This is a genomic window from Kitasatospora sp. MMS16-BH015 (assembly GCF_002943525.1).
In the GTDB taxonomy this organism is placed as follows: Bacteria; Actinomycetota; Actinomycetes; order Streptomycetales; family Streptomycetaceae; genus Kitasatospora.
This window is the reverse complement of record NZ_CP025394.1, coordinates 2,363,114-2,378,398: the sequence shown is the minus strand read 5'-3', so window position 1 is coordinate 2,378,398 and position 15,285 is coordinate 2,363,114. Positions and strand designations below refer to the sequence as shown.

The window sequence follows — 15,285 nt, the reverse complement described above, 5'->3', positions numbered from 1 at the left end:
GGCCCTGCGGCCGCCGACCACTTCGTCATCACCCTCGTCGAGGCGAAGTGAGTCGCGTCAGCCGCCCGTGGCGAGAGCTCCGGCGCTCGGCGCCCAGGCGGGCGTAGTGGTCGAGGAGGTCAGGGGCGTCCACGGCGGCCGGGTTGACGACCTGTTCGGCGGGGGCGCCCTGCTTTTCTCGGAGCGGGTCGTCCGGCGTCACTCCTGGTGCCGGGACGACGAACAGCGGCATCCAGCAGCCGCCGTCGAGCTCTTCCGCGCCGATGACGAGGGCCTCGGTGATCTCGGGGAGGCGTTCGACCGCGTCGTGGATGTCCGCGCTGCCCAGGCGTACGCCGTTGCGGTTCAGGGTGCTGTCGGAGCGGCCGTGGACGATCACCGAGCTGTGGGAGGTGTGGGTGATCCAGTCGCCGTGGCGCCACACCCCAGGATGGGTGGAGAAGTAGGCGTCGCGGTAGCGGGTGCCGTGTGGTCGCGGACCCACGGGTAGGCGGAGGCCGGCAGGGCCGAGCCGGTGCAGCCGACGACGCGGACCGAGGACAGGCGGTCGCCGGGGCCGAGGTCGGAGTGCAGGCCGAGGGTCTTGAAGTGCTCCAGCAGGACGCCGCCGTGGCCGTGGACGATGCCCTTGGGCAGGCCGGTGGTGGTAGCCGTCGGCGGCGATCAGGACGGTGGGTTCGAGCTGGGCGAAGCGGTCGGCGGCGGCCTTGGGGGAGTGGTCCTGCCCGCGATGCGGCTGCTCGCGACGGCCTGCGGATCGGGCGTCGTGAAAGGCTCCGGCCTGGTCATCGTCCGGCGCTCCTCGGCAGGCTGTTCGCTACGGTCCGTGGTGGGGATGGGTCGGGGCTGCGCGTGGTGTGCAGGAGGGAGGCCCAGGCGGCGGTGTCGGTGAAGTCGTCCCTCCCGGCGGGGACGAGGTCCATGACGACGCGGTCGGGGCGCAGCAGGACGGCGTCCGCCCGGCCGGCGCGCAGCCAGGCGGCGAGCGTGCCGTCGTCCCGGAGGTCGGTCACGGGGACCGCCTGGACACCGAGCCCGCGGGCGAGGGCACGCAGCGAGGGCCAGGGTTCGGTGGCGGTCAGGACGGTGAAGCCGTCGCCGAGCAGGTCGTCGAGGCGGCTGCGCCGGCCGTCGGGCGCCACCCAGGGTTGCGGGCAGTGGGTGCCCACGAGGCTCCTGCGCAGGCGGCGCCGGACGAGGGGCCCGGCGGTCAGCGGTGGGCTGAGGTCGCGGCCCACCGCCGTGGTGAGGCCGGGTATGCGGCAGGCGGCGGCCAGGACGCTGCGGCGCAGTGCGGCGGCGCCGTCCTGGCCGCCGGTCATCGCCCAGCCCATGGCGACCGCGAGCCGGATCACATGCCGTGCGTGCGGCTTGCGTTCGCTCTCGTAGGTGTCGAACAGCCGCTCGTCGCCGCCCTGGCCCAGGACGCGGGCCAGCTTCCAGCTGAGGTTGTAGGCGTCCCGCAGGCCCGCGCACAGCCCCTGCCCGACGAACGGCGGGGTGAGGTGGGCGGCGTCGCCGAGGAGGAAGACCCGTCCGCTGCGCCACCGGTCGGCCACCCGCGCCCGGAAGGTGTACTGCGTCTCCCGTACGACCTCGAACTCCCCGTCGTACGAGGGCGGCAGCCACGGGGCGATCAGTTCGCGCACCGGTGGCTGCCCGTGCTGCAGCCGGAACTCCCAGCGGTAGCGGTCCTCGCCGACGCGCATGAACGTCGCCGGCCGGTGCGGGTCGCAGACCTGGTCCACGCCCTCCCAACAGCGGACGTCGGCCTTGGTGCGGACGTCGACGACGGTCCAGCGCTCCTCGAAGCGCAGGTCCTCCCACTCGGCGCCGATGGCGGCCCGGGTGAGGCTGCCCGCGCCGTCGCAGCCGAGCACTGCCTCGGCCCACAGCTGGTGCTCACCGTCCTCGTCGCGGTAGGTCACGCGCACGGGGCCGACCGGCTCCGGGCTGACGCCGGTGGCCTCGACTCCGCCCCGCAGCTCGCACTCCGGGCGGCGGGCGAGGGCGTCGCGCAGCAGCCGCTCCAGCTCGGGCTGGTCGAACATGCTGGTCTGCGGGTAGCCGTGCCGGCCGTGCCCGGAGCGCCGGAACTCGGCCATCACCCGGTGCCGGGCGTCCAGCAGCCGAAGTCCGTTCGCGGGGCGGGTGATCGTGGCGAACTCCTCGCCCACGCCTGCGGCTTGGAGGATGCGGCGCACCTCGTCGTCGGTGGCGACGGCACGCGGGAGCGGGTAGACGTCCTGGTGGCGTTCCAGGACGACGGTGCGGATTCCGCGCCGGGCGAGGAGGAGGGCGGCGGTCACGCCCACCGGCCCGGCGCCGATGATCACGACGGGTGCGGGGTCTGTCGGTGCGGGCCCGGGGGCGGCGCCCCGGAGGCCGGCCTGATCGGCGGTCATCTGTGGCTCACCTCGGGTCTTGCTTCGGGTCCGTGACGGGCGTGCGCTGCTCACCGAGGTCGATCCGGCCGTCCGCGGTCGAGATCGTCGCGGTGATCACGTCACCCGTGTGCAGGTAGTGCGGGTTGCGGGCCTGGCTCTTGAAGAACGCCTTCCACTTCACGGCGGGCGGCAGCAGCGCGCCGATCTTCTCGACCGCCTTGGGCGGGGCCTTGAGGGCCGTGCCCCCGGGTGTCCCGGTGAGCAGCAGGTCGCCGGGGTCGAGGGTCTGGAACCGGGCCAGCAGGGTCAGTGCCTGGGCCGGGCGGACGATCATGTCGGCGAGCGTGCGGTCCTGACGCAGCTCGCCGTTGACCGACAGCCGCAGTCGCAGGTCGAGCAGGTGGGCGAAGTCCTCGGGCTCCAGCAGCGCCAGGCGGGGCCCGGTCGGGGTGAAGGTCGGGTACGACTTGCTCTCGTAGAACTGCGTCTTGGTCAGCTGCACCTCACGGGCGCTGACGTCGTTCGTGATCACCAACCCGGCTACGTACGAAGGCAGTTCGCGCTCCTCGACCACGGTGCCGACGGGCAGCGGTGCGCCCATCACGAGCCCGAGTTCGATCTCGTAGTCGAGGAACTTCACGTGCGAGGGCCGGACGATCGGCTCGCCCGGGCCGCTCACCGACCCGGACGCCTTGCGGAAGAAGGCCGGCGGGATGTCGCCGGTGAAGCCCGAATCGCGGGCGTGGCTGCGGTAGTTGACCATCTGTGCGACCACCCGGCAGGGAGTGGTCACCGGCGAGAGGACGACCAGCTCGGCGACGGGCGTGCCCGCCTCCCCGGAGAGGGCGGCCTCGCGCACGGCCGCCCGGTCGGCGATCAGCTCGGCGGTGGTGGCGGCCTTCGTGTCGACGGGGACGGCCCGGTCGCCCCGGAGGACCCACCACCCGTCGGCGGTGCGCAGGACATTGGTGCTCATGTCAGTACCTTCGTAAGGAAGTCGGGGTTCAGGACTTGGCGGCCTTGAGCAGGCCCAGCAGGCGTGCCGGGTCCAGCTCGTTGTCGCCCCGCAGGGCCTGGATCACGTCGCGGACCCGCTGCGGGGAGGGGCTCGCGCCGAGGAAGTCACGGGTGGCGGGAGGCCCCCACTGGGCGAGCCCGCTGGTCGACATGGGTGCCCAGCCGGGCTCCAGGTCGCAGGAGTACAGGTCGCCGTCGGCGAAGTGCTCCAGCATGAAGCGGTCCGGGTCGCGCCAGTAGTCGAAGAGCTGGCTGCCCTGGATGTGCCGGCCGATGCCCCAGCTGCGCTGGTAGCCGCGCTCGGCCAGGTACTCGCCACCGGCGGCGATCGAGTCGAGGTCGGTCACCTGGTACGCGGAGTGGACGTAGCCGTTGGCCGGGCCCAGGTGCATGGCCAGCGTGTGGTGGTCGACGGCCCGGCTGCCCTGGTCACAGCGGATGAACGCCATCGTCGGGCCGCTCCCGCGCCGGCCGTCCAGGTACAGGAAGTCGGACACGATCATCCCGAGGGTGTCCAGGTACCAGTCGAGGGCGCGCCCGAACACCCGTGTCTCCAGGACCACATGCCCCAGGCGCTGGATGCGGGAGGGTTCGCGCGGCGGCCGCTGGGCGACGTTCGTGCGGCGGTGATCGGTGCCGAAGTTGAGCAGGAGCGGCCGCTGCTCGGGCAGCGCCGGCAGGTCCTCCCCGCAGTGCACGACCCGGACCGGGAAGCCGGAGGGGTCGAGCAGGTCGACCACCCTCCCACCGCCGGGTACGTCCGCGTCCCGTACGGACCTGTCCGTCGCCCGGGCCAGCCGCTCCAGGTCGGCCCGCTCGGCGGCGCGGAACGCCGGGCCGATGAAGCGGGAGGTCCGGCCGCGCCGGATCACCATGCACGGTGAGCCGGCGAAGGTGCCCCGCAGCCACAGCTCGCTCTCGCTCCGGGCGGCGACACCGAAGCCGAAGTCCCGGGCGAAGACCTCGGCCCGGTCCAGGTCGGGCTTCTCGAACTCCAGCCAGGCCAGGTCGGCCACCTTGATCACGGGGTTGCGGGATCGCCCGGGATGTTCGCCGCGCAGGGCGCCGTGCTCGCTGTGCAGGTCCTGGTGCGCTGTCCTGGCATCCGGGACGGCGACTGCGTCGACGCGAGTTTCGGACATGGTGTCCTCCAAGCAGCATTGCCGTAATGAGGAAATCATCAAGTGTGAGACTTTCCTTCGTCAAGGTCCCCACGGCAGGAAAATGATGAAATCATCAGTGATGCGATCGTCATCGTCTCCACGGCTAGACTCGGCGTATGCCTACGTCAGCCCCGCCCAGCAACCGGTTCGAGCGGCGTCGCGCCGAGACGCGCGGAGCTCTCGTCCGGGCGGCGCGCCGGATACTCGCCGAGACCGGGGACACCAGCGTCAGCATCCAGGCGATCGCCGAGCTCGCCGACGTCGGCTTCGGCTCGTTCTACAACCACTTCGACTCGAAGACGGAGCTGTTCGAGGCCGCGGTGCAGGACGCGCTGGAGGAGTACGGCCAGGCCTTCGACGGGCAGCTGGCCGGGATCGACGACCCCGCGGAGCTCGTCGCGGCGGGCTTCCGGCTCAGCGCGCGGATGGCCGAATCGCACCCGGAGCTGATGCAGGTGCTGCGCCGCCGGGGCCTGGGCCACATCCACTCGGACAACGGCCTGGCCCGGCGGGCACTGCGGGACGTCGAGGTGGGCATGGCCTCCGGCCGCTTCACCGCCGCCGACCCGGTGGTTGCCCTGTCCGCACTGGGCGGCACTCTGCTGTCCCTGGTGGAGCTGCGATTCGCCCGGCCCGAGGTGGACGGCGACGAAGCCGCGGTGAAGCTCGCCGAGATGGTCCTGCGCATGCTGGGCGTCCCGCCGGCCGACGCCCACGAGGTCGCCCGGCGCCCCCTCCCCGACCTCGTCTGACCGACCTCCGCGTCCCGCCGCGCGGCGGAGGACGGGCTCGGACGGAAGGTGACCGAGCCGCCGGTCAAGTGGGCGTCGACCCCGCTCCTCGACCAGCGGAGCGACGCGGTGCTACTGACCGTGAAGGCGCGACATCGTTGCACTCGGCGGCTTGCGTCGTACGGCCCGGTCTTCGGTGACCGTCTTCGAGGCGGTCAGGGCTCTGTCAGGGCAGTTCGCAGCGCGTCGAGGGCGGCAGTGCGGAAAGCGGTCATCGAGGGTGCTCTGCCGTCGAGCAAGGCGTCAGCACCGTGGTACATGCCTGGTTCGACCCGCAGCTCGCAGGCGACGCCGGATTCGCTCAGGCGTCGGGCGTAGTCGACGTCTTCGTCGTGGAACAGGTCGAGGTCGCCCACGCCGATCCACGCGGACGGCAGCCCGTCGAGGCTCCTGCGCCGTGCCGCCGCGAGGTAGGGGCGATCGTCGCGGGCCTGTGGGGGGCGCCCGAGGTAGGAGGTCCAGGCGAAGCGGTTGGAGTCCGGGGTCCACGTGTGGATGGCGCTGTGGGGAGGGTCGACGCGTAGCGCCGTGCGGTCGTCGAGCATGGGGTAGACGAGGAGTTGGAACCGGACCGGCACCCCTGAGTCGTGGGCGCGCTGGACGACGGCGGCGGCAAGTCCGCCTCCGGCGCTCTCGCCTCCGACGGCGATGCGGGCGGGATCGATGCCGAGGGCGGCGGCACCGGCGTGAAGCCGGCGGAGCGCAGCGAAGCAGTCGTCCAGAGCTGCGGGGTACGGGTTCTCGGGTGCGAGGCGGTAGTCGACGCTGACGACCAGAACGCCGAGTTCGTCGGCCACGCGGCTGCACCAGGTGTTCTCCTGCCGGGCGGCACCCATGACGAGTCCTCCGCCGTGGATCCAGAGCAGCGCGGCGCGCGGCGCTCGGCCCGGTGCCCGGTAGGTGAGCACCTCGACGGGGAGGTCGTCGGCCGTGGCCGGCAGCGTGCGCCGGTCGACGCGGACGCCGGGCCGCACGGCGGCTCCCGCCAAGGGCACGAGGCGGCGGGCGACGGCCAGGGTGAGCGGGTTGCCGAAGTTCAGCGGGAGGAGGAGCACGGGGTGCCGCAGCTCGCGGGGGACTGCCGCCAGGGCGCGGCGCCGTCTGCTGATCGCCGCAGCAGCGCCGAGGGTTGCCGCGGCGCCCAGTCCGGCGAGAACGCGTCGGAGTGTCATGTGCTGCACACCTTTCGAGGTCGTCGTGCGGAGTCGGCCGGGTGGGGCGCCGCGCCCGCGCCAAGGGCTTTCACTTGACACCGCACCTTATCGGCAACACTGTATCCATTATGAGCTACTGGTCTGAGCCCCAGCCCGACTCCCGGTTCGTCGAGGTGGACGGCCTGCCGATCCACTACAAGCGCGCCGGGCACGGCCCGGCACTGGTGCTGCTGCACGGCAGCGCCTCATCCCTCCAGCACTTCGACCCCGTGACGGATCTGCTGTCGGATTCGTTCGATGTCATCCGTCCCGACCTGCCGGCGTTCGGACTGACGGGCCCGCGCGCGGACCGCGACTACCGCATCCCGGCGTACGCCGCGACGGTGGCGGGCTTCGTGGCGGCACTGGGAGTGCCGCGCTACGCGCTGGCCGGCAACTCCCTCGGCGGCAACGTCGCCTGGAACGTCGCACTGGACCATCCGGAGCGGCTGACCGGCCTGGTGCTGGTCAACGCCACCGGCTACCCGGAGAAGACGGTGCCCGCGGGGATGCGCCTGACCCGCAACCCGCTGGTGCGGCCCCTGCTGAGGCGGGTGATGCCGCGCGGGGCAGTCGAGCGCAGCCTGCGCGAGGCCGTCGGGCCGCACTCGCAGATCGTGGACGACGCCATGGTGGACCGCGCCCACCAGCTCATGAGCCGCCCCGGCAACCGCTCGGCCTTCGTCGACTTCTGCAACACCGACCAGCCGGACCGCAGCGCGCAGATCCCCCGCATCACGGTGCCCACGTTGGTGCTGCGCAGCGCGGGCATCGACGGCCAGCACTTCGCCCGCGACATCCCCGGCGCCCAGGAGCTCGTCCACCCCCACGGCGGGCACCTGCTGCCGGAAGAGGAACCGCGGTGGGCCGCGGAGGCGATCGCGAAGTTCCTCGGCTCCTGCGCCGGCACCCCCGCGAACTGAGAGGCCCGTGCCATGAAGTACTTCGTCGCCCCGGGTGAGGACCTCAAGCTCACCGCCGACTCGCGCCAGGCGCTGCGCGGCAGTTTCGTCGAGCTGTCCGACGGCGTCACCCACTACGAGTTGACGGGGCCCGAGGACGGGGAGGTGGTCCTGATGGCGGGCGGTCTGACCATCCCGCTGTCCTACTGGGACGGCCTGGTCACCGAGCTGCACGCCCGCGGGCTGCGCACGCTGACCTGCAGCGCCTACGGCCGCGGCTACTCCGACCGGGTACGGGCGCGCTACGACGAGACGCTGTTCACCCGTCAGCTGGCCGAGCTGACGGACCGGCTGGGCCTGACGGAGCGGCCCCTGCACCTGGTCGGCACCTCCATGGGCGCGCTCGTCGCCATGACGTACGCGGACCGGTACCGCTCGCAGGTGTCCACGCTCACCATCGTCGGCCCGGCCGGTCTCGCCAAATCGCGGTTGGCCTCCCCCGACCGGCTGCTGCGCAGCGATCTGCTGGCCGGGGTGGTCGTCCGCCGTCGCGGCCTCCGGCTGCTCCAGGGGCATCTCGGGCACAACGTCCGGGACCCCGAGCTCGGGGCGGAACTGACCGAGATGGTCCTCGGCACCCTCCGCTTCGAGGGCTCGCTGTACGCGGTCTTCGACACCCTGCAGCACCTGCCTCTCGCCGGCCGCGACGACCTCTTCCGGCGGACGGGGGCGCTGGGCATTCCGACGCTGCTGCTGTGGGGCGACGAGGACACCGTCACGCCGCCGGTGCACACCGACACGGCGCGTGCCCTGCTGAAGCCGCGGAAGCATCACGTCATCACCAAGTGCGGGCACATGGCCCCGTTCGAACGGCCTCGCGACGTCGCCGACCAGCTCGTCCCGTTCGTGTCCGCACGCACCGAAAGGCTCGACTCATGAACAACCCGCAGACCATCGACGTCCTGATCGTCGGCGCCGGCCCCTCGGGCTCCGCCCTTGCGATCGACCTCGTCCGCCGCGGACTCGACGTCCGGATCGTCGACCGGTCCCCCCACGCTTTCGACGGCTCGCGCGCCAAGGGCATCCAGCCCCGCAGCCTCGAACTCCTCGAAGACCTCGGCGCTCTCGACGACGTGCTGGCCGGCGGCGACCTCTATCCCAAGCTCGGGCTCCATGCCGGACCCCTCAGCGTGCCGTGGAAGATGTTCCCCACCAAAGAGGCGACCCCGGACGTCCCGTACCCGAACACCTGGCTGATCCCGCAGTTCCGCACCGACCGCGCCCTGCACGCCCGGCTCGGTGAGCTCGGCTGCGAGGTCGAGTTCGACAGAGCACTGACCGAGCTGACGCAGGACGAGGACACGGTGACTGCCAAGGTGGTGGGCGCGGACGGGGCCGAGGAGATCGTCGCCCGCTATGCCGTGGGAGCCGACGGCGGGTCCAGTGCGGTGCGCAAGCAGCTCGGCATCGGTTTCGCCGGGACGACGGACGACGCCGACCGCGTGCTGATCGTGGACGCCTCCGTCAGCGGCCTGACCCGCAACCGGTGGCACATGTGGCCCGGCCTCGGTGGCAAGCTCATCGCCGCCTGCCCACTCCCGGGCAGCGACATGTTCCAGTGGATGATCCGGCTCACGCCCGAGGAGGAGCCGCCCCAGGAGATCGGCGCCGTCATCGACCGGATCCACTCCCACACCCGCAACCGGCACATCCAGCTGCACGAGATCCACTGGACGTCCGTGTTCCGGCCCAACATCCGTCTTGCGCAGCACTACGGCCGCGGACGGGTCTTCCTCGTCGGCGACGCGGCGCACGTCCACACCCCGGCCGGCGCTCAGGGCCTGAACACCGGCATGCAGGACGGCTACAACCTCGGCTGGAAGCTCGGCCAGGTCCTCGCCGGTGCCGACCCGGCCCTGCTGGACACCTACGAGGCCGAGCGGCAGCCGATCGCCGCCGGAGTCCTGGGGCTGTCCACCGAGAAGTGGGGCGGCATCGCCAAGCTCGACCCCTCGAGTATGAAGCGCGGCAAGGACGAGCAGCAGCTCTCCCTGACCTACTACGGCGGCCCGCTCGCCCCCGCTGCCGGCGCCGGCAGCGGCACGCTGCACGTGGGCGACCGCGCCCCGGACGCCCGGCTGCTCGGCCCCGACGGCACCGAGACCAGGCTGTTCGACCTCTTCAAGGGGCCGCACTTCACCGCCATCGCCTACGGCCCCGGCGCCGCCCGGGACCTCGAACTCCTCGACTGGCCGACGACGGGCGCCGAGTTGAAGCGACTCACCCTCGGATCGGCCGCAGGCGACGACCTCGCCTTCTCCGACCCCAGGGACACGCTGCGCACCGCCTACGGCCTGACCGGCGACACGCTGCTGCTGATCCGCCCCGACGGCTACCTCGGGCACATCGCCACCCGGGACTTCCTCACCACCACACGAGCCGCCGTGCGGGCGATGGCGCCGCAGACAGCGAGCCGCGCCATGCCCCAGCCGAGCGGCTCGACCGCCCGACACATCCGATGACGGGCCCGTGACGACCCCGCGCGCCCTCGGGCCGTCACCCTACGCCCGCGCCGCCACGCCACCGCCACGCTGGAGACACCTCGTGATCCTCACCGTCACCCTCGCCTGCGCCATCGCCCTGATCTTCGGGGCGAGCGGGGTGCTCAACACCCTCGCGCTGCCGAAGGCCCGCGAGCTGGCCGCCGAGACCGGCTTCTCCGTCGCCGCCTACCGCCGCATCGGTGTGCTGCAACTGGCAGGAGTCGCCGGGGTGGCGCTCGGCCCCGCCGTGCCGGCGCTCGGCGCCCTCGCGGGGACCGGGCTGCTCCTCCTGCTCGCCGGAGCTGCGGTCGTACACCTGCGCAAGGGCGACCCGGTTGCCAGAGTCGCGCCCGCCGCCGTGTGCGCGGTGCTTGTCGCCTCGTACCTCGCGGCCCTGCTCGCCTGAGGACCGAAGACCAGCCGACCTCCGAAGGGTCAGACAATGCCCGTCCTGATCGTGATAGCGATCTACGCCATCCGGATCGCGCGCGCCCCCTTGGACGCGCGCCTGAAGAAGCGCCACATCGGCCCGCTGTCGGTCACGACCGGAGCGGTCATGCTCTACCTGGCCTGGGACCGGCTCAGGCCCGAGCACCTCAGCGCCGTCTACTTCGCCGGTGAGTTCGCCGGCGTCCTGTCCGCCTACCTGATGTCCTGCACCCTGGTGCTGGCCACCCGCCTGATGTGGTTGGAGCAGTGGTTCGGCGGCCTGGACCGCATGTACCGCCGGCACAAGCGGTACGCCGTGTGGTCCATCCTCCTGCTCACCCCCCACCTGCTCCTCCACTTCTTCTCCGGTTTCGACGGGAGCCCGTACGGCTACGCCCACCCGACCGCGTCGGTAGGGATGGGCCATCTCCTCGGCGCCGGCTCCGCCATCGGCCTGCTGCTGCTCGTCCTCATCTCCCTCGGCCAGGTCGGCCGCATCCTCCGACTGCCCTACCAGCGCTGGCTGTTCCTGCACCGCCTCACCGGCCTGCTGCTCCTGTCGGCGCTGCTGCACGGCTGGTACCTCGATCTCGTCATCAACGGATCCACGCCCCTCCTGGCGATCTACGTCACCATGGCCACCATCGGCATGACCGCCTACGCCTACGAGGAACTGGTGCTGCGGCACCGGGAACCCCGGGCGGACTACACCGTCCACCGCGTCGAGCGCCCGACACCCGACGTCCTCGACCTCACCCTCACGCCCACCGGCGAGACGACGCTTCCCGTGACCGGAGGCCAGTTCGTCTACCTGCGGGTCGGCGGCTGGCACGAACACCCCTTCAGCGTCGCCGGCGCCCGGGCCGACGGCTCGGTACGCCTCACCATCCGTGCCCTGGGCCGCGGTACACGCGGCCTCTACCGGGAGCTGAGCGAAGGACACCCCGCCACCCTCAAGGGCCCCTACGGCATGTTCGACCACACCCTCGGCGGACCCCGCCAGATCTGGATCGCCGGGGGCATCGGCATCGCGCCCTTCCTCGGCTGGCTCACCCACTCCGGGGCAGTGCCGGCCCAAACCGACCTCTTCTACTGCGCCCCCACCGCCGAAGAGGCACCGTTCCTCCCGGAACTCGCCGCTGCGGCAGCACACCGCCCCGAGCTGCGGCTCCACCCGACCTTCAGCCGCAGCCACGGCCGCCTGACCGCCGAAAGGATCCAGGCCGTGGCCGGACCGATCACCCCCGACACGCACGTCTTCCTCTGCGGCCCCGCCTCGATGGTCGAAGACCTCAGTCGCGCCCTCCACCGCCAGGGCGTCCCCCGGCAGCATCTCCACGCCGAGCACTTCGCCTTCCGCTGACGAACCGCCGACCACCCGGGTCAGACCTCGACCACCCGGGTCAGACCTCGTCGCGCAGGTGGGCAAGCCCGCTGAGCAGGAGTTCGAGTCCGAAGGAGAACTCGTCCTCGATCGGAACGGGCATCGACCCGGCGACGGTGGCCGTTGCCGGGAACAAGGCCGGATCGACGCCCTGAAAGACACCGGACAGGTGTGCGTCGTCGCGCTGCCCGCCGTCGCCATGGCCGTTGACCTGTATGGCGAATCCGAGCACGTAGCGGGCGAGGGTGGCAAAGGCGTGCGCGGCCAGTCGTGGCGGGAAGCCGTTGTCGAGCAGCGCCGCGACACAGTGCTCCCGCAGCGCCATGGCGTTCGGCCCCATGGGAATCTCTTCGACCATCAGGCGCGCCGCGTTCCGGTGCCGGGCCAGGGCCTCGAACATGGTGTGCGCGACCGTCCGCAGGGCCTGTTGCCAGCCCATCGCGAGGAGTTCCCCGCCGTTCAGTTCCACGACGCCGAACATGCGGTCCACGACATGGGCGACCAGCGCTGTCCGGTTGTCGAAGTGCCGGTACAGCGTCGCCGTGCCCGAGCCCAGGCGCTGGGCCAGCGTCCGCATCGAGAGGGCGTCGGCCCCCTCCTCGTCCACGACCAGCAGGGCGGTGGAGACAATGCGCTCCAACGGCACGGGCGGACGCCCCGGGCCTCGGCCCGATGTCGTCGTCGCTCGCGTAGGACCAGCTGCTGCCACTGAAACGTCCACCTCCCCGGTCGGCACCATAACAGCAACACTGTATCCACTATGGGTGCCGAGTGGCGGCGCCCCCTTCACCCCACCCGTCGATGACCGCGCCTGGAGCAGTCCGGGCGAGCCGGCGACCTGGCGTCTCCGCAGTTCAGCGAATTGCCGACCCGCGGAAACAGGAGTCTCAAGGAAGATCATTTCACAGCCGGTGTACACGCGGCGGCGATGACGATGAGATGCAGCGAGAAGCGCCGAGCGGAGACCACGAGATCGAGTCGGCTGCCCCACCGTCTGGGCTGCGCAGCGCTACTGATCGTGAAAACGCGCGGAGACGATGGCATCGCGGCCATGCCGGGTTCGGGCCGGACCGAGAGTAGCCCGGAGGTTACCGAAGGCACTTCGCAGGCCGGCACCGGATACTGGCGTCGTCTCCGGCGAATGGCAACACCGGACCCGACCCGCCGTCAGTATTCGGAGCCGCTGCGCAGGTAGGTGCCGGCGACCTGAAGCCACGCTCCGGAGCTGAAGCACGCCTCGACCCGGTGCGGGGTGTCCTCGAAGACCCGCAGAATCCGCAGCGCGCCGCTCGGATGCAGGTCGTACTCGAAGGTGACGCCGTCGTCCGCGCCGTCCTCGTACTGCAGGTCCAACGGTCCCTTCGACGGTTCTGCCGGTGCCCGGGTCTCGGTTGAGAGTTTCACGTAGACGGACATCTCTCGTCCCGCCTTCCTTGTCTGTCCGAGGACCTGCGGTGCTGGTCTCTCAGGTGGCTTCGGCCGGTGGTTCGGAGCCGATGCCGGTGGCGATGAGGATCTGCCCTGCCGAGTCGGTTGCGCCGGCCTCGATCGCGTGCGCCATCGCGGCCAGGGCCGCCTCCCGGCTCGCCTGCGGGGGCACGACGAGCAGGCTGAAGTGATCGCGGTCGCCACGGGTGATGATCACCGTGCTGTCGCCGACCGGGTACTGGTCGATGTGCACCGACCGCCCGCCGACGACCAGCCGGGCCGGGACATCGTCCCAGGCTTGCGCGTCCAGGCCGACGCTCGCCACGGGGCCGAGGTGTTCGGTCAAGGCTTCGATCAGCCCGGGCAGCTCGGCGCCGACATCCCGTGAACGCGGCCACCACGCCCCGTCGAGGACACCCTCGCGCGACTGTGTGGTCTCCAGGCGCAACAAGACCGTCCCCGGCTTCGCCGCCTGTCGGAACCGGTCGGGCAGAAGCCCCGGATGCGAAGCACCGGTTTCTTCCGACACGGCTCGCCACCTATCCGCAGACACAGACCGGGCCCGCTGAGCGAGGACCGGTCCTTGGGGGAGCGACGGCTCGGGCTACCCCCGATATTCCTACGGTACTCCGCCCGCGTCGGGCCGATCCGGCCGGTCACGAGAGCCCCGGCGGGGTGCCAGGGCCTCCGCGCCACTCGATCAGGAACAGGGTGGCGTCGTCACTCGTGCGCCCGCCCCGCTTCTCCTTCAACACGTGGGAGAGCGCCCGCACCACGGCCCGCACCCCGTCCTGCGAACGCTCGACGCGGTCGACCCACTCGATGAGCCGCTCCTCCCCGAACTGCTCCCCGCCGGCCTCCCGCTCCTCGACCAGACCATCGGTGAAGCACAGGACCCGGTCACCGAGCCGCAGCACCCGCTCGCTGATCACCGGCACCTCGCCACCGAACCCCACCGGCAGTGTGGTCTCGCTCTCCAGCCGCTCGACGACGACGTGGTCACGGATCAGCAGCGGCTGAGGATGGCCGGCGTTGACCCACTGCAGGTGACCGGTCACGGTGTCCAGGCGCATCATCTGCGCGGTGACGAAGTGGTCCGGCCCGAACTGCTCGGCGATGGCCCGGTCCATGAACGCGTAGATCTCCGCCAGCCCGATGTCGGCCCGCCGGGCGTGCCGGTACGCACCGATGGCCACGGTCGCCATGGTCGCGGCGTCCAGCCCGTGACCCATCGCGTCGATCGTTGCCACGTGCAGGACATCGTCGTTGAGCGCGTAGTCGAAACTGTCGCCGGCCACCTGGTAAGCGGGTTCGAGGATGCCCGCCACGGCGACCCGGGGGACGGTCATCGACAGCGGTGGCAGCAGCGACCACTGGATCTCCGCGGCGACACTCATCGGCTCCATGCGCCGGGCCTGGAAGATCCGGTCGGTGTAGCCGCGCTTGGTGACCAGCAGATCCGCCACCAAGGCGGCCAGTCGGCGAAGGAGCCGCCGACCGTCCTCACCGACATCGTCCAGCGTGAGAGCCAGTACCCCCACCTCGTCGCTGCCGCCCAGCAGCGGCAGGTACACCCGCACCCCGTCCGTCTGCGGTACCTCGACGGGGGCACCACGCAGAAAGGCCGCACCCGCGGGCGAGCCCTCGATCCGCACCGGTACCCCGGCGGCCAGCCCCCGGCCGGGCAGCGGCACCAGCACCAGCTGCCCGTAGTCCTGCAACAGCAACGCCGGGTCACGGCCGCCGAACCTGCTCACCGCCTCGGCGACCAGCGGAGCGACCAGCCGCGGCGGAAGCCCATGGGCCTGATCGAGCAGCGCCCACAACAGGCCTTCACCGTGCCCCTCCGACCGGCCCGGTCCCGCTGCACCGGACGGCCGCCCACCAGTCATCCCTGCTCACCCTCCTTGCCCCGCCACGGACGCTCGGCACCGGCTCGGTCAGTCCGAAGCCCCGGTCCCGTTCACCGGGCCGGTTCCTCCATTACGCCCGACGACAGCGCGTTGCGCCCCCGGTCGCGCACCCCACGGGCCGACACCGTGAGCGGA

14 protein-coding genes and 1 pseudogene are annotated in these 15,285 nt (G+C 71.7%); 6 read left to right on the top strand and 9 right to left on the bottom strand.

Features of this window, described 5'->3' with window-relative positions:
* Positions 1-28 precede the first annotated feature (28 nt).
* The 4 genes and pseudogenes from CFP65_RS10265 to CFP65_RS10250 all read right to left on the bottom strand — a co-directional run.
* Positions 29-727: pseudogene (locus CFP65_RS10265) on the bottom strand (hypothetical protein); the annotation flags it as partial.
* A 58-nt stretch (positions 728-785) separates the two neighbouring features.
* A complete protein-coding gene (locus CFP65_RS10260) occupies positions 786-2,405 on the bottom strand; it encodes a bifunctional 3-(3-hydroxy-phenyl)propionate/3-hydroxycinnamic acid hydroxylase (RefSeq protein ID WP_254552317.1) in 1,620 nt (539 codons plus the stop codon).
* 7 nt (positions 2,406-2,412) lie between these two features.
* Complete coding sequence (locus tag CFP65_RS10255) at positions 2,413-3,363, bottom strand: fumarylacetoacetate hydrolase family protein (protein ID WP_104815817.1); 951 nt, start codon at positions 3,361-3,363, stop codon at positions 2,413-2,415.
* A gap of 28 nt (positions 3,364-3,391) precedes the next feature.
* Positions 3,392-4,546 carry a VOC family protein gene (locus CFP65_RS10250; protein ID WP_104815816.1) on the bottom strand — a complete coding sequence of 385 codons (1,155 nt, stop codon included), beginning with the start codon at positions 4,544-4,546 and terminating at the stop codon, positions 3,392-3,394.
* Between the two features lie 137 nt (positions 4,547-4,683).
* On the opposite strand from CFP65_RS10250, the gene CFP65_RS10245 reads away from it, so the two are divergent.
* The gene (locus CFP65_RS10245) at positions 4,684-5,319 is read left to right on the top strand and encodes a TetR/AcrR family transcriptional regulator (RefSeq protein WP_104815815.1); all 636 of its coding nucleotides are present in this window, start codon (positions 4,684-4,686) and stop codon (positions 5,317-5,319) included.
* Positions 5,320-5,513: 194 nt separating this feature from the next.
* Here the strand turns inward: CFP65_RS10245 and CFP65_RS10240 are convergent, their stop codons facing one another.
* Positions 5,514-6,530 carry an alpha/beta hydrolase gene (locus CFP65_RS10240; RefSeq protein WP_104815814.1) on the bottom strand — a complete coding sequence of 339 codons (1,017 nt, stop codon included), beginning with the start codon at positions 6,528-6,530 and terminating at the stop codon, positions 5,514-5,516.
* Between the two features lie 110 nt (positions 6,531-6,640).
* On the opposite strand from CFP65_RS10240, the gene CFP65_RS10235 reads away from it, so the two are divergent.
* From CFP65_RS10235 to CFP65_RS10215, 5 genes are all read left to right on the top strand, one after another.
* Positions 6,641-7,474 carry an alpha/beta fold hydrolase gene (locus CFP65_RS10235; RefSeq protein ID WP_104815813.1) on the top strand — a complete coding sequence of 278 codons (834 nt, stop codon included), beginning with the start codon at positions 6,641-6,643 and terminating at the stop codon, positions 7,472-7,474.
* 12 nt (positions 7,475-7,486) lie between these two features.
* Positions 7,487-8,392 carry an alpha/beta fold hydrolase gene (locus CFP65_RS10230; RefSeq protein ID WP_104815812.1) on the top strand — a complete coding sequence of 302 codons (906 nt, stop codon included), beginning with the start codon at positions 7,487-7,489 and terminating at the stop codon, positions 8,390-8,392.
* Positions 8,389-9,975 (top strand): FAD-dependent oxidoreductase, encoded by a 1,587-nt coding sequence (locus tag CFP65_RS10225; RefSeq protein ID WP_104815811.1) that lies wholly within the window; start codon positions 8,389-8,391, stop codon positions 9,973-9,975. Before CFP65_RS10230 ends, CFP65_RS10225 begins: the two co-directional genes overlap by 4 nt.
* Before the next feature lie 82 nt (positions 9,976-10,057).
* Complete coding sequence (locus CFP65_RS10220) at positions 10,058-10,402, top strand: DoxX family protein (protein ID WP_168219585.1); 345 nt, start codon at positions 10,058-10,060, stop codon at positions 10,400-10,402.
* Positions 10,403-10,438: 36 nt separating this feature from the next.
* Positions 10,439-11,788 carry a ferric reductase-like transmembrane domain-containing protein gene (locus CFP65_RS10215; RefSeq protein ID WP_104815809.1) on the top strand — a complete coding sequence of 450 codons (1,350 nt, stop codon included), beginning with the start codon at positions 10,439-10,441 and terminating at the stop codon, positions 11,786-11,788.
* 40 nt (positions 11,789-11,828) lie between these two features.
* Here CFP65_RS10215 and CFP65_RS10210 read toward each other — a convergent pair whose 3' ends face one another.
* From CFP65_RS10210 to CFP65_RS10195, 4 genes are all read right to left on the bottom strand, one after another.
* The gene (locus tag CFP65_RS10210; RefSeq protein ID WP_104815808.1) at positions 11,829-12,455 is read right to left on the bottom strand and encodes a TetR/AcrR family transcriptional regulator; all 627 of its coding nucleotides are present in this window, start codon (positions 12,453-12,455) and stop codon (positions 11,829-11,831) included.
* Positions 12,456-12,976: 521 nt separating this feature from the next.
* Positions 12,977-13,162 (bottom strand): hypothetical protein, encoded by a 186-nt coding sequence (locus CFP65_RS10205; protein WP_104815807.1) that lies wholly within the window; start codon positions 13,160-13,162, stop codon positions 12,977-12,979.
* Positions 13,163-13,274: 112 nt separating this feature from the next.
* The gene (locus tag CFP65_RS10200; RefSeq protein ID WP_104815806.1) at positions 13,275-13,766 is read right to left on the bottom strand and encodes a DUF5994 family protein; all 492 of its coding nucleotides are present in this window, start codon (positions 13,764-13,766) and stop codon (positions 13,275-13,277) included.
* A 127-nt stretch (positions 13,767-13,893) separates the two neighbouring features.
* Entirely contained in the window at positions 13,894-15,129 is a 1,236-nt protein-coding gene (locus tag CFP65_RS10195) for a PP2C family protein-serine/threonine phosphatase (protein ID WP_104815805.1), read from the bottom strand.
* Positions 15,130-15,285: the final 156 nt, after the last annotated feature.

Excerpts from the sequence above, each read along its gene's own strand:
- CFP65_RS10250 (WP_104815816.1), bottom strand. The coding sequence starts at position 4,546 with ATGTCCGAAACTCGCGTCGACGCAGTCGCCGTCCCGGATGCCAGGACA.
- CFP65_RS10245 (WP_104815815.1), top strand. The coding sequence starts at position 4,684 with ATGCCTACGTCAGCCCCGCCCAGCAACCGGTTCGAGCGGCGTCGCGCC.
- CFP65_RS10230 (WP_104815812.1), top strand. The coding sequence starts at position 7,487 with ATGAAGTACTTCGTCGCCCCGGGTGAGGACCTCAAGCTCACCGCCGAC.
- CFP65_RS10260 (WP_254552317.1), bottom strand. The coding sequence starts at position 2,405 with ATGACCGCCGATCAGGCCGGCCTCCGGGGCGCCGCCCCCGGGCCCGCA.
- CFP65_RS10235 (WP_104815813.1), top strand. The coding sequence starts at position 6,641 with ATGAGCTACTGGTCTGAGCCCCAGCCCGACTCCCGGTTCGTCGAGGTG.
- CFP65_RS10225 (WP_104815811.1), top strand. The coding sequence starts at position 8,389 with ATGAACAACCCGCAGACCATCGACGTCCTGATCGTCGGCGCCGGCCCC.
- CFP65_RS10255 (WP_104815817.1), bottom strand. The coding sequence starts at position 3,363 with ATGAGCACCAATGTCCTGCGCACCGCCGACGGGTGGTGGGTCCTCCGG.
- CFP65_RS10215 (WP_104815809.1), top strand. The coding sequence starts at position 10,439 with ATGCCCGTCCTGATCGTGATAGCGATCTACGCCATCCGGATCGCGCGC.
- CFP65_RS10240 (WP_104815814.1), bottom strand. The coding sequence starts at position 6,530 with ATGACACTCCGACGCGTTCTCGCCGGACTGGGCGCCGCGGCAACCCTC.
- CFP65_RS10195 (WP_104815805.1), bottom strand. The coding sequence starts at position 15,129 with ATGACTGGTGGGCGGCCGTCCGGTGCAGCGGGACCGGGCCGGTCGGAG.